This is a genomic window from Herbaspirillum sp. UBA812, from assembly GCF_002296545.1.
GTDB lineage: Bacteria > Pseudomonadota > Gammaproteobacteria > Burkholderiales > Burkholderiaceae_D > Herbaspirillum > Herbaspirillum huttiense.
On record NZ_DBIC01000063.1, the window covers coordinates 1 to 13,871 of the forward strand.

The following is a 13,871-nucleotide window of genomic DNA, read 5'->3' on the forward strand; positions in this document are numbered from 1 at the left end:
CCAGGGCCGACATGTCCATCAGGTTGACGAAGTTGGTGTAATGGCCCAGCTGCGCATTGCGCACCACCGGATCGGCCTCGACGTCGGCGATGGTGGGGAAGGTGGTGGTGGTCGGCACCAGCATCAGGTCGCTGCCTTCGAGCAGGTTTTCGGCTTGGCGGCGCAGGTCGGCCAGGCGGTACTGGGCGTTGAAGCTGTCCACGGCATCGTAGTCGTCGGCCTGGGCGGTGATCTGGCGCACCACGGGGTGGATGGCTTCCGGGTTCTCCAGGAAGAAGTCGCCCAGCGCGGCGCGGCGCTCGGCCACCCACGGGCCTTGATAGAGCAGCTGCGCGGCCGCGCTGAAGGGGGCGAAAGGAATCTTCGCCAGGCTCACGCCGGGGAGGGCGGCGATCTGCGCCAGGCTGAGTTCCCAGGCTTCCTGGGCGACGCTGTCGCCAAAGAATTCACATTGCTCGGGAATGGCGATGCGATAACCCCGCCGCTTCACGCCCAGCATGGTAGGGCGGCGCGAATAGCCATCCTCGGCATCGAAACCGGAGGCGTTGTGCAGCACGCGCCAGGCATCGGCCACGTCGTGGGCGAAGATGGAGATGCAATCCAGGGTGCGGCAGGCCGGCACCAGGCCGCGCGCGCTGATGAGGCCCTTGGTCGGTTTCAGGCCGACCAGATGATTGAAGGCGGCCGGCACGCGGCCCGAGCCGGCCGTATCAGTCCCCAGCGAAAACATGACCTGCCCCAGCGCCACGGCCACCGCCGAACCCGAGCTGGAGCCACCGGAGACATATTCCGGCTTGATGGCGTTGCGTACTGCGCCGTAGGGGGAGCGTACGCCGACCAGGCCGGTGGCGAACTGGTCCAGGTTGGTCTTGCCCACCAGCAGCGCGCCAGCGGCCTGCAGGCGCTGCACCACGGTGGCGCTCTCGCTGGCCAGGCGGCCGAATTCGGGACAAGCCCCGGTGGTGGACATCTCGGCCACGTCGATGTTGTCCTTCACGGCGAAGGGGATGCCGAACAGCGGCATGCTCTCCAGCACGGCTTCGCCCTTGATCTGCAGCATCAGGTCCAGCGCCGCGGCTTGTTGTTTCAGTTGTTTGGACGGCACCCGGCTGATCCAGACTTCATCGCGTCCGGCGCTCTCGATGCGGGCCAGCAGTTCGGCCACCACCTTGCCGGGTGTGCTGCGGCCTTCGCGATAAGCCGCCAGGGTAGCGGCGATGGTGGTCGGGGCGGCCTCGGGGGCAGCTTGCTGCAGGGCGTGGGTGGCGGTCATATTGGATATTCAAACTTGAATACAAGATTGAATATCTTTAAGCAGGAGGCGTGCCAGCTGGTCCGTCACGCAGCTGAAAAATAGGAAAAGGCTTCACAACGCGGGTTTGCGAGGTGAAGTGCTGTAAGGCAAGTTGAAAGAGGGGAAATGAAGAGTTTTGTCAGCGAGACAAAATGGGGAGGCGTGCGCCGAACTTGGACGTCCGTAGTGGCGGCCTGCACGGGAATCAGGCAGACCGCCGGAAAATTACCTGAATGAAGCTTTCTTCAAAGCTCCCCCCACACCGCATTCAAGGCGGCCAGTGCCGCCAGCCCGGCGGTCTCGGTGCGCAGTACCCGGCTGCCCATGGACAGCATCAGCGCGCCCTGAGCGCAGGCCAGGTCTTCTTCTTCCTCGCTGAAGCCGCCTTCAGGGCCGACCATGACGGTCACGGCCTGCGGCGGATGGTGGCGCGCCCAGCCTGACAGCGGCTCGGTCCCGCGCGGGGAAAGCAGGATGCGGCGATGCAGGTCGCTCTGGGCAATCCAGCGCTTGAAGTCGGTGACTTCGCCCAGGTGCGGCAAGCGATTGCGGCCGCATTGCTCGGCGGCAGCATGGATGATGCCTTGCCAGTGCGCCTGCTTCTTCTCGGCCCGGTCGCCCGAGAGCCGCACCACGCAGCGCTGCGCGGCCAGCGGCTGGAGGGCGGTGGCGCCCAGCTCCACGGCTTTCTCGACGATCCAGTCCATCTTCGAACCTTCAGGCAGGGCCTGGGCCAGGGTCAGCGCATAAGGCAGTTCGGCCTCGCGGGGTGAAAAAGTCTTCACTTCGGCGTGGGCGCGCTTCTTTTCGAGGGTGCTCAGGCTGGCGGTGTATTCGCCGCCTTCGCCATTGAACAGGGTCACGGTATCGCCCGGTTGCAGGCGCAGCACCTGGATGTGATGGGCAATCTGCTCGGGCAGGACCAGGGCGGAGCCGATGCCGAGGGGGTGCGGGAAGTAAAAGCGGGGCATGGGGCAGGGTCCTGGAGGAAGAAGATCAAAAAGACATGAAAAATGTTGTCAGTCCGGTCAGGGGCTGGTCCCGAATTTTAATCCCCCCGGCGCACTCTGGTAAAATACGGGCCCGCGCCGTTACCCGGTCTTCCGGGCCGGCGCATTGGCTTGAACATCCGATTTGTGCGCCTGCGGCGCCCCCCAGCACAGCAAACTCTGACCTCGACATGATTTCCACTCTCCCCACCGACAAGATGGCCAACGCGATCCGCGCGCTGGCGATGGACGCAGTACAAAAAGCCAATTCCGGACACCCGGGCATGCCGATGGGGATGGCCGAGATCGCAGTGGCCCTGTGGGCCAAGCACTATCGCCACAATCCGTCCAACCCGCACTGGGCCAACCGCGACCGCTTCGTGCTCTCCAACGGCCACGGCTCGATGCTGCAGTACGCACTGCTGCACCTGACCGGCTACGACCTGTCGATGGACGACATCAAGTCCTTCCGCCAACTGCATTCCAAGACCGCCGGCCACCCGGAAGTGCACATCACCCCGGGCGTGGAAACCACCACCGGTCCGCTGGGCCAGGGCATCACCAATGCGGTGGGCATGGCGCTGGCTGAGAAGCTGCTGGCCGCCGAATTCAACAAGCCCGGCCTGGCCGTGGTCGATCATTACACCTACGCCTTCGTCGGCGATGGCTGCCTGATGGAAGGCATCTCGCATGAAGCCTGCTCGCTGGCAGGCGTGCTGAACCTGTCCAAGCTGATCGTGCTGTATGACGACAATGGCATCTCCATCGACGGCCACGTCGAAGGCTGGTTCAAGGACGACACCCCGAAGCGCTTCGAAGCCTACGGCTGGAACGTCATCCCGGCCGTGGACGGCCACAACGTCGAGGCCGTCAGCGCCGCGATCCACCAGGCCAAGCTGGCCGACAAGCCGACCCTGATCTGCTGCCGTACCGTCATCGGCAAGGGTTCGCCTAACCTGGCCGGAACCGACAAGGTCCACGGCGCCGCCCTGGGCGACAAGGAAATCGCCGCCGTGCGCGAAGCGCTGGGCTGGACTTCCGCTCCGTTCGAAATCCCGGCGGATGTTTATTCCGCCTGGGACGCCAAGGCCACCGGTGCCGACTTCGAAGCGAACTGGAAGCAGACCTTCGACAGCTACGCCGCCCAATACCCGACCGAAGCCGCTGAACTGCTGCGTCGCCTCAAGGGCGAGCTGCCGGCTGCGTTCGAATCGACCGTGACCGCCTACATCAATTCCACGCTGGAAAAGAAGGAAACCATCGCCACCCGCAAGGCCAGCCAGAACGCCATCCAGGCTTACGCGCAGGCGCTGCCGGAATTCCTGGGCGGCTCGGCCGACCTGACCGGCTCGAACCTGACCAACTGGAAGGAATCGGTGGCCGTGCGCGCCGACCAGCGCGGCAACCACATCAACTACGGTGTGCGTGAATTCGGCATGAGTGCCATCATGAACGGCATCGCCCTGCATGGCGGCTACCTGCCCTTCGGCGCGACCTTCCTGACCTTCTCCGACTACAGCCGCAATGCCCTGCGCATGGCGGCGCTGATGAAGACCCGCGCGCTGTTCGTGTTCACCCACGACTCCATCGGCCTGGGCGAAGACGGCCCCACCCACCAGTCGGTGGAACACGTCTCCAGCCTGCGCCTGATCCCCAACCTGGACAACTGGCGTCCGTGCGACACCACTGAAACCGCCGTGGCCTGGGCTGAAGCGATCAAGCGTCACGATGGTCCGAGCACCCTGATCTTCTCGCGCCAGAACCTGCCCTTCCAGGAGCGCACCGACGCCCAGGTCAAGGACATCGCCCGTGGCGGCTACGTGCTGCGCGATGCACCCAATGCCAAGGTGATCCTGATGGCCACCGGTTCCGAAATCGAACTGGCCACCAAGGCCGCTGACGCCCTGACCGCCGAAGGCATCGCCGTGCGCGTGGTGTCGATGCCCTCCACCGACGTGTTCGACCGCCAGGATGCGGCCTACAAGGCCTCCGTGCTGACCCGCGGCGTGCCGCGCGTGGCCATCGAAGCCGGCGTGACCGCCTTCTGGCACAAGTACGTGGGCCTGGAAGGCGCCGTGGTCGGGATCGACACCTTCGGCGAATCGGCCCCGGCCGGCGTGCTGTTCAAGCACTTCGGCTTCACCGTCGAGAACGTGGTGGCCAAGGCCAAGGCAGTGCTGGCTTGAGCAGTCTGGTGCCCATGACTGAAGAAGTCCTGTTCCGCCGCGCCAGGAAGGGCGATGCGGCATCGATCGCCGGCGTGCGCATCGACGCCTGGCGTGCCGCCTATCGCGGCCTGGTGCCCGACAGCTACCTCGATCACCTCAAGCCCGAGGAAAGCGTCAAGCTGTGGGAGCAGGTGCTGGAAGCGTCCTCGGACGCCGCCTGCACCTTCGTGGCCGAAAGCGGGGGCGAGATCATCGGCTTCGCTTCCGGCATGACCCTGGCCGAATCGCGTTTCGGCTGCGATGCCGAGCTGACTGCCATCTGCGTGCTGCCCGATGAGCAGCGCAAGGGATTGGGCAAGCGGCTGCTGGCCAATGTCGCGGCCACCCTCATCAGTGCTGGCGCAACTGGCTTGATGGCCTGGGTGCTGAGCAAGAACGAAGGCGCCGGGGAATTTTTCGAGTCGCTCGGGGCCGAAAGGCTTTATGAACAAACGTTCACCTGGGATGATGGCAGTGAACTCGACGAGATCGGTTTCGTCTGGCGCAAGCTCCACTCCTGAGCGGGTGAGGGCGGCAAGAGATTGACCGGCAGGATCAGCAGGGCAAAGAGGGACGGCAAGAACAACTGAACAAAAAGGCCGGAAAAGAAGGATCCATGTCTGATCGGCGGCTCCGAACAGGGGCAAGCTGATGGTCTGGTCGCTTTCCCGACTACCGGTTTGCATTGATTTTTACTACTTGAGGAGAAGAGCATGGCAATTCGCGTAGCAATCAACGGTTATGGCCGCATCGGCCGCAATATCCTGCGCGCTCACTACGAAGGCGGCAAGAAGCACGACATCGAGATCGTCGCCATCAACGACCTGGGCGATCCGAAGACCAATGCCCACCTGACCCAGTACGACACCGCCCACGGCAAGTTCCCCGGTACCGTGACCGTGGATGGCGATTCCATCGTCGTCAACGGCGACCGCATCAAGGTGCTGGCCCAGCGCAACCCGGCCGAGCTGCCCTGGGGCGAGCTGGGTGTGGACGTGGTGCTGGAATGCACCGGCTTCTTCACCACCAAGGAAAAGGCCAGTGCCCACATCAAGGGCGGTGCCAAGAAGGTGATCATCTCCGCGCCGGGCGGCAAGGACGTCGATGCGACCGTCGTCTTCGGCGTGAACCACGGCGTGCTCAAGGCCTCCGACACCGTCATCTCCAACGCCTCTTGCACCACCAACTGCCTGGCCCCGCTGGTGCAGCCGCTGCATGACAAGATCGGCCTGGAAAACGGCCTGATGACCACCGTCCACGCCTACACCAATGACCAGGTGCTGACCGACGTGTATCACGAAGACCTGCGCCGCGCCCGTTCGGCCACCCAGTCCATGATCCCGACCAAGACCGGCGCTGCCGCTGCCGTCGGCCTGGTGCTGCCGGAACTGAACGGCAAGCTGGACGGCTACGCCATCCGCGTGCCGACGATCAACGTGTCCATCGTCGACCTGTCCTTCGTGGCTTCGCGCGACACCACCGTGGATGAAGTCAATGCCATCCTGAAGGCCGCTTCCGAAAACGGTCCCCTGAAGGGCATCCTGACCTACAACACCGACCCGCTGGTCTCGGTGGACTTTAACCACAACCCGGCATCGTCCAACTTCGACGCTACCCTGACCAAGGTCTCCGGCCGCCTGGTGAAGGTGTCTTCCTGGTACGACAACGAGTGGGGCTTCTCCAACCGCATGCTGGACACCACCGTCGCCCTGGCCAACGCCAAGTAAGACGCGTGTTCTGCCGCACCGGCCGGGGTTCCCCGGCCGGGAGCGTCAATTTCAGGGCTGTTTCGGCTTCTTTTCCTCGTATGCAAGCTTGCTTGCCAAGGTGAAAATAGACGAATCAGCCTGCAAAAGGATCAGAAGGCTGTTGCAGGCACCGCTTGCAATGGCCTTTTGTCCGTTTGCGCATTGCCTGTCCACAACAAGAGCAACCGACCCAATGAGGGAACGCATGTCAGCAAGCTCATCCCAGGCCCGCCGCCTGTTGGCCAACCTGGCCCTGATTTCCGCCGTCAGTTTCTCGCTGTCCGCGTGCGACTACATCAGCAGCTTTTCCAAGCCCAAGCAGACCCCGGAAGAAGCCAAGGCCGAAGGCATCGCCCTGGGCGCCGGCTGCCGCCAGGCCGGCCAGAGCCTGGAAGACTGCTACCAGCGCAACCCCGACGCCCTGAAGGCCGGTATCTTCACCGGCTGGAAGGACATGCACGAATACATGGCCGCCAAGGGCATCCAGACCGTGACCCCGCCCGCGCCTGCGGCGGATGCCGCCAAGGACGATGCCAAGTCCAAGGATGGCAAGGACGGCAAGGACAAGGACGCCAAGGACAGTGACCGCAGCCGCGCCCGTGAGCGCGACGCCAATCGCGACAACGCCCGTTCGCGTGACCGCGAAAGCTCCTCGTCCTCGCGCGACAGTGGCAGCGACCGCCGTGCCAGCCGCGAAGAGAAAACGCCGCCCAAGTATTGATTTCGCATGAACACTGGCCCGGGACAGTTGCAGTCCTGCTTGCCAGCCGGTAACATCTGATGCCCCGCAGGCGCTTGCCGGCGGGGCATTTTTCCATTAGCCGGCAGGGGGAACCGCCGGCGACCCGGATGCCAGCCGCCTCTGCCCGCGCATCCGGCCAGAACAACAAGCACAACGACATGAACTCACATTCACAGCCCTTGCCTCCGGCCATGCCGGAGCACGTCCCGGAGACCGCCTTCGGCCTCTGGTTCCTGCGTACGCCGACCTGGACCCTGCACGTGCTGGAACGCGCCCTGCAAGATCTGGAGCGCCTCATTCCCGAGCGGCGCAGCAGCTATGCGGTAGTCGCCGACGTCGGCTGCGGCTGGGGGCGCTCGCTCAAGAAGCTGCATCAGCGCTTTGCCCCGCAGCGCCTGATCGGCATGGACATCGATCCGAACATGATCGCGGCCGCACGCGCCGAGACCGAGGCCGAGGGCCTGCGCGCCGAGTTCATCCAGTGCTCCAGCTCGCGCATGCGGCTGGAAGACAATAGCGTGGACCTGCTGTTCTGCCATCAGACCTTCCATCACCTGATCGATCAGGAAGAGGCCATCCGCGAGTTCTACCGCGTCCTCAAACCGGGCGGCATCCTGCTCTTTGCCGAGTCGACCAGGCGCTACATCCATTCGTGGATCATCCGCTTGTTGTTCCGCCATCCGATGGAGGTCCAGAAGACCGCCGGCGAGTACCTTGCCCTGGTGCGCAGCGCCGGCTTCGAGGTCGCGCCGGAGTCGATTTCCTATCCCTACCTGTGGTGGAGCCGGGAAGACCTGGGGATACTGGAACGCGTCTTCGGCATCAAGCCCAAGGCAGAGCGGGAAGAAACGCTGATCAACCTGGTGGCCGTCAAGCCCATGAATTAAAGGGTTTCACGCACGATCCAGTGCAGATGAAGGGAAATGAAAAAACGAGAGGCAACTCTCGTTTTTTTCTTCACCCCGCCGGAAAGCAGATCAGCCGAAGACCTGCTGCCACAGCCGGATCACGCAAGCCCGTTCATGTTCCACCCGGATCGCATCAATGTGGGCGCGTTCCGAACCCTGCAGGCGGATCTGGTGCTGCAGCTTGCGGAACAGGCGGTAGGCATTGGCCGCTTCCGCCGCCAGCAGCGCATCAATCAGCCCGAGCTGGCCGGCCAGCTTGAGCAGGGCGATGTTGCCGATGTCACCGGTCAGCTGCGGGTGGTCGCAGGCATGGCGCAGCACCAGGTATTGCACCATGAACTCGATGTCGATCATGCCGCCTTCATCGTGCTTCAGATCGAACATCATGCTGCGATTGGGATGGGCATCGCGCATGCGGCGGCGCATCGACAGCACTTCCTCTTCCAGTTTGTTCACATCGCGCGGCTGGCGCAGTACACGCTCACGCAGTGCCTCGAAACGCTCGCCGATGGCGGCATCGCCCGCACAGAAGCGCGCCCGCGTCAGGGCCTGATGCTCCCAGATCCACGCCGCATTGAGCTGGTACTTCTCGAAGGAGGAGACCGGCGACACCAGCAATCCGCTGGCGCCGTCCGGACGCAGCGCGATGTCGATGTCGAACAGGGTGCCGGCCGGGGTGTGGCTGGTCATCCAGGTGATGAAGCGCTGCGCCAGCTTGGCGTACAGGCCCGGGGCCTCCTGGTCCTCGTCGTCGTAGAGGAAGACCACGTCCAGGTCCGAGGCATAGCCTAGCTCCTTGCCGCCCAGCTTGCCGTAGGCGATCACGGCAAAGCGCGGTACCTCGACATGGCGCTGGGCGATGGTCTGCCAGATCGCTTCGAGAGTGACCTGCACCAATACGTCGGCCAGGGCCGAAAGTTCATCGGCCAGCTTTTCCACTGACAGATCACCTTCCAGATCCTGTGCCAGCAGACGGAACAGTTCGGCGTGATGCAGCTCGCGCAGGATGTCGAGCTGGCGTTCAGTGTCGCCCTCGGCCGTGGCCAGCTGGCGACGGCAGGTGTCGGCGAAGGCATTCCAGTCGGAGGCGGCCTTGAGGTTGCGGTCGTCCAGCAACTCGTCCAGCAGAAGCGGGTGGCGCGTCAGGTAAGTGGCGGCCCAGCCGCTGGCACCGATCATGCGTACCAGGCGCTGCAGGGCATAGGGATATTCGGTGAGCAGCGCCAGATAGGCCGCACGGCGGGCGATCGCTTCGAGGAAGTCGAGCAGGCGGCCCAGTGCCGGCAACTGGTCGTAATGCAGCGCGGCCAGCAGCGGAAGGCAATTGTTGATGACGGTATTGAGCCGGTTGCGGCTGGCCTCGGGCAGGCTTTGCATGCGCGGCGACTGCCAGGTCAGGTGCAGGCGGCGCGCGCCGTTCTCGATGTCCTCCTCGGGGAAGCCGACCAGGCGCAGGGCGTCGGAGAGCCCTTCGAGATTGTCGTTCTCGCTCACCGCCACCGTGGGGCCATCGCTTTCGCCTTCGGATTGCTTGTCGGCGAAGATGGCATCGAACTGCGCGGCCACGATGGCGCGCTGGTGTTCCAGCGCCTGCAGCAGTGCGGCGCTGTCGGCGTAGCCCATCATGTTGGCCACCAGCAGCAGGTCGTCGGGATTGACGGGGAGGGTGTGGGTCTGCGCATCTTCCAGGTATTGCAGACGATGCTCCAGGTCGCGCAGGAAGGTGTAGGCGTCCAGCAGTTGCTCCACCACGTCAGGGGCCAGCAGTTCCTTGGCCGCCAGGGTGCGCAGGGTGGCGCGGGTGGAACGGTCGCGCAGTTCGGCATCGCGTCCGCCACGGATCAGCTGGAACACCTGGCTGGTGAATTCGATCTCGCGGATGCCGCCCCGGCCCAGCTTGACGTTGTTGCTGCGGTCGGGGTGCAGGGCTTCCTGGCGCTTGACCTCGGCGCGGATCTGGCCGTGCATGGAGCGCAGCGCATCGATGGAGCCGAAGTCCAGGTAGCGGCGGAAAATGAACGGCCGGCTGATCGCCTCCAGGGCGGCGATGTCTTCCTCGGTGCCGGTCAGCGCCCGCGCCTTGGTCCAGGCGTAGCGCTCCCATTCGCGGCCCTGGCGCACCAGATATTCCTCGACCATGTTGAAGCTGGCCACCAGCGGACCGGAATTGCCGTTGGGACGCAGCGCCATGTCGACGCGGAAGGTGAAGCCATCTTCAGTGATTTCAGCCAGTGCACCGATCAGCTTCTTGCCCAGGCGCACGAAGAATTCATGGTTGGAGAGCGATTTCTGGCCGGGCCCGGCTTGCGTATCGCCATCTTCCGGATAGACGAAGATGAGGTCGATATCGGAAGAAACGTTCAGTTCGCCCCCGCCCAGCTTGCCCATGCCCAGCACGATCATTTCCTGCGGGCGTCCTGATTCTTCACCCAACGGGGTGCCATGGAGGGCGATCTGCTCCTGCATCAGGGCTGCCAGATGGGTCTGCACGGCGAAATCGGCAAAACCGGTCATGGTGGCCACCACTTCGGCCAGGTCGGCGCGGCCATCCAGGTCACGGGTGATGAGGCTGCAGATGATCAGGTTGCGCAGACGCCGCATGGCGGCCGGCAGGCTCAGGCCGGCTTCCAGGTCGCGCGCCAGGCGCTGCTGCATGGCCTCGCGGTCCATGGGTTGGCGGGAGGCCTCGGCCACCAGGGCCGGGCGGGCCGGATCTGCCTGGGTCCAGCGGGTGTAGTAGCGGGAGGTGGAGGCGTCGACCAAGGAAGGATGATGAACAGGCATAAGAGACCGCAAAGCTCCACGACAAGGTGTAAAAGGAAGAAAACCGGTGCTCCCCCGGCTTCAGGCCCGTCCCGCCGATGCCGACAATGCAGGCAAGGCGGAGGCCGGGGCAGGTTCCCCGGCATGCCAGCTGACTGCGGACTGACGATGGACGTAAAAAGGAGCGAATCCGGCGATTCTAGCCTTCCTTTTTAAACTTATCGCCGTTTTTGCCCCTCATAGCCCCTTTGCCAAGATGGCATGGGCTGGTTTTCCATGCGATCATGCTGCCTGCCCGATTCCATTTTTCTGCCGAGCCGCCTTGCAACCTGATGTCCCAAGAACAACATAACGCCGCACCGAAGCCTGGCCGTTGGGCGCTGTGCTGGCGATTTGCACGGGGCAGCTATCGGCGCCTGAACCGGGCTACCCACCATGTCCTGGGTTTCACCCTCAAGCTGCTGCTGGCCGCCTACTTTGTCTTTTGCGCGCTGTTTCTGGTGCTGCGCTATGCGGTGCTGCCCGAGGTGGGCCACTACAAGCCCCGCATTGAAGCCCTGATCTCGCACCAGCTCGGCCGTGCGGTCAGCATCGAGACCATTGATGCTTCCTGGAGCGGATTGCGGCCCCAGCTCTCGCTGACCAATCTCACCGTCCACGACCAGCAGGGCGAAGCCGCCCTGAGCCTGCCGCGCGTATCGACCACGCTGTCCTGGAGCAGTGTCCTGGTGGCGTCGCTGCGTCTGGAAAACCTCAGTATCGAAGGGGCCGACCTGGCCATCCGCCGCGATGCGGCCGGCAAGCTGTATGTGGCGGGGATCCCGGTGCCGGCCGGGGGCGACGGCAGCAACCTGGACTGGCTGCTGTCGCAGCGCGAAATCGTGATCCGTCACAGCAAGCTGCGCTGGGATGACGAATTGCGCCAGGCACCCGAGCTGGTGCTGGAAGACGTCAACCTGGTGCTGCACAACCGCTGGCTGCGCCATCGGCTCTCGCTGCGCGCCATTCCGCCGCAGGACATGGCGGCTCCCCTGGATGTACGGGCCGATTTCAGCCATCCGGCCTTTGCGCGCAGTTCCGACATCGCGCGCTGGAAGGGCTTGCTCTATGCCGATCTGCGCAATACCGAGCTGTCGGTCTGGCGCGCCTGGTTCGATTATCCGATCGCCATCAACAGCGGCCGCGGCTCGGTGCGCGCCTGGCTGACGCTGGATCACGCCAAGGTCGCCAACTTCACCGCCGACCTCGGTCTCACCGATTTCAATGCCCGCCTGTCGCGCCAGCTGGAGCCGCTGTCCTTGAAGCGCGTCAATGGACGCATCTCCGCCAGCGAAACCCTGGGCCCCAATGCTGAGGACGGCGTGCCGACCTTCGGTGCCAACGGCCATCAGGTGACCCTGACCGATTTTTCCATCGAGACCCCGGACGGCTTCGTGCTGCCGCCGACCTCGATTGCCGAGAGCTATGAACCGGCCACCCCGCTGAAGGCCGAGCGCACCAGCGTCAAGGCCACCTATCTGAACCTGCAGACGTTGTCGCAGCTGGCCACCCGCCTGCCGCTGGCGCCGTCCCAGCGCAAGCTGCTGGACGACCTGGCCCCGCGCGGAGAGCTGCATGATTTCACCGTGCAGTGGCAGGGCACCTATCCTGAACTGAGTTCCTATCGCGTCAATGGCCGCTTCAAGGGACTGGGGCTGAAGGGCTTGCCAGCCCATGTCGAGCCGCGCAAGAACGCTGCCCAGCAAGCCCGCGCACAGTGGGCGGCCTTCCCCGGTTTCAGCAACCTGTCCGGCGAGATCGATGCCAGCGAGAAGGGTGGTTCGGTCAAGGTCGATGCGCAGCAACTGGCATTCGAGCTGCCGACTGATTTGTTCCGCGAATCCAGTCTCCCCTTTGACAGCCTCAAGCTGCAGGCGCGCTGGCAATACCTGAAGGACCAGACCCTGCAGGTGGATCTGGACCAGATGCAGTTCGCCCAGCCCGGCGTGGCCGGCAGCCTGAGCGGGCAGCACCTGCTGCCGCTGCAGGGCCGCTCGGCCGGCAGCGTCGACCTGCATGGCGAGCTGACCAGCTTCGATGTGAAGGCGATTCGCCGCTACCTGCCGCAACACATGAGCGAACCGCTGCATCGCTGGCTCACCGAGGGCTTGCTGGCCGGCAATCTGAAGGAGGTGCAGTTCAAGCTCAAGGGCGCGCTGGCCGATTTCCCTTTCCACACCACCAAGCCGGGCGAGCAGCTCAAAGGCGTATTCCAGCTGGCAGGCGAGTTCGAGGGGCTGAAGCTGAACTACACCCCGGGCCACGTTGGCCGGGATGGCAAGGAGCCCGAGTGGCCGCTGCTGGAGGATGGCCGGGGGCGCATCAGCGTCGATCGCACGCGGCTGGAGATCAAGGCTGACAGCGCCCGTACCCTGGGCGCGCGGCTGGGACCGGTGACGGCGCGGGTGGCGGATGTCGATTCACATGATGCCGTGCTGGAAATCGATGGCGTTGCCAATGGCCCCATGCCGGCCTTCCTGCAATACGTCAACCAGAGCCCGGTAGCGCGCTGGACCGGCAACGTCATGGAACACAGCACCGCCACCGGCGAGGCGCGTCTGGACCTGAAGTTCCAGATGCCGCTGCACCATGCCATTGATACCCGCGCACAGGGGGCCTTCAACTTCGCCAACAATGACGTCGACCTGCTGCCGGAATTGCCGCCCATCTATCGCACCAGCGGCAAGGTCGAGTTCAACGAGCGCGGCTTCACGCTCAATGGCGTGCGCGGCCAGTTCCTGGGCGATAACCTGGCCATCAGCGGCGGCACTCAGAAGGATGGCAGCAGCCAGGTACGTCTGGACGGTGCCATCAACATCGAGAACCTGCGCAAGCAATACCCCGAGCCTTCGCTGCAGCGCCTGCTGGCACGCTTCTCGGGCGGCACCCGCTACAGTGCCACGGTACTGGTGCGGCAGCATCAGCCGGAAGTCACGGTCGAGTCCAGCCTGGCCGGTCTCGGCGTGGACCTGCCGGTGCCCCTGCGCAAGGGCGTGCAGGACTCCCTGCCGATGCGCTTCGACCTGCTGCCGCTGGCTTCGTCCGATCCGCTGATCGAACGCGAGGAAATGCGTGTGTCGCTGGGCTCGAACGTGGCGTCGCGCTACGTGCGCGAGCGCGTCGCCGCCAAGGGCAATGAGTGGCGCGTCACCAGCGGCGGCATCGGCTGGGACCAGCCGGT

10 protein-coding genes are annotated in these 13,871 nt (G+C 64.4%); 6 read left to right on the top strand and 4 right to left on the bottom strand.

The features are described from left to right. Positions 1 to 1,273 (bottom strand): allophanate hydrolase (gene atzF / locus B3873_RS03960; RefSeq protein WP_286864141.1); only part of this gene is annotated, 1,273 nt, incomplete at its 3' end. A 266-nt stretch (positions 1,274 to 1,539) separates the two neighbouring features. Next, complete coding sequence (locus tag B3873_RS03965) at positions 1,540 to 2,265, bottom strand: 16S rRNA (uracil(1498)-N(3))-methyltransferase (RefSeq protein WP_039788649.1); 726 nt, start codon at positions 2,263 to 2,265, stop codon at positions 1,540 to 1,542. A 161-nt stretch (positions 2,266 to 2,426) separates the two neighbouring features. Here B3873_RS03965 and tkt point away from each other — a divergent pair, with 161 nt between their 5' ends. From tkt to gap, 3 genes are all read left to right on the top strand, one after another. Continuing rightward, positions 2,427 to 4,469 carry a transketolase gene (tkt, locus tag B3873_RS03970; RefSeq protein WP_286864168.1) on the top strand — a complete coding sequence of 681 codons (2,043 nt, stop codon included), beginning with the start codon at positions 2,427 to 2,429 and terminating at the stop codon, positions 4,467 to 4,469. 14 nt (positions 4,470 to 4,483) lie between these two features. Next, positions 4,484 to 5,011, top strand: coding sequence for a GNAT family N-acetyltransferase (locus B3873_RS03975; RefSeq protein ID WP_175343114.1), 528 nt, complete (start codon positions 4,484 to 4,486; stop codon positions 5,009 to 5,011). A gap of 192 nt (positions 5,012 to 5,203) precedes the next feature. Then, positions 5,204 to 6,217: a type I glyceraldehyde-3-phosphate dehydrogenase gene (gene gap / locus B3873_RS03980; protein ID WP_034329725.1), complete on the top strand. Its 1,014-nt coding sequence runs from the start codon at positions 5,204 to 5,206 to the stop codon at positions 6,215 to 6,217. A gap of 51 nt (positions 6,218 to 6,268) precedes the next feature. On the opposite strand, the gene B3873_RS03985 is transcribed toward gap, so the two are convergent. After that, the gene (locus tag B3873_RS03985; RefSeq protein WP_209531672.1) at positions 6,269 to 6,445 is read right to left on the bottom strand and encodes a hypothetical protein; all 177 of its coding nucleotides are present in this window, start codon (positions 6,443 to 6,445) and stop codon (positions 6,269 to 6,271) included. On the opposite strand from B3873_RS03985, the gene B3873_RS03990 reads away from it, so the two are divergent. Beyond that, positions 6,444 to 6,959, top strand: a complete 516-nt coding sequence (locus B3873_RS03990) for a hypothetical protein (protein WP_034329726.1) — start codon at positions 6,444 to 6,446, stop codon at positions 6,957 to 6,959. The genes B3873_RS03985 and B3873_RS03990 overlap by 2 nt on opposite strands. Before the next feature lie 179 nt (positions 6,960 to 7,138). Beyond that, a complete protein-coding gene (locus B3873_RS03995) occupies positions 7,139 to 7,867 on the top strand; it encodes a class I SAM-dependent methyltransferase (protein ID WP_121040297.1) in 729 nt (242 codons plus the stop codon). Between the two features lie 90 nt (positions 7,868 to 7,957). Here B3873_RS03995 and glnE read toward each other — a convergent pair whose 3' ends face one another. Beyond that, positions 7,958 to 10,672: a bifunctional [glutamate--ammonia ligase]-adenylyl-L-tyrosine phosphorylase/[glutamate--ammonia-ligase] adenylyltransferase gene (glnE, locus tag B3873_RS04000; RefSeq protein ID WP_286864146.1), complete on the bottom strand. Its 2,715-nt coding sequence runs from the start codon at positions 10,670 to 10,672 to the stop codon at positions 7,958 to 7,960. 311 nt (positions 10,673 to 10,983) lie between these two features. On the opposite strand from glnE, the gene B3873_RS04005 reads away from it, so the two are divergent. Next, the coding region (locus B3873_RS04005; RefSeq protein WP_286864148.1) for a YhdP family protein at positions 10,984 to 13,871 on the top strand (2,888 nt) is incomplete at its 3' end.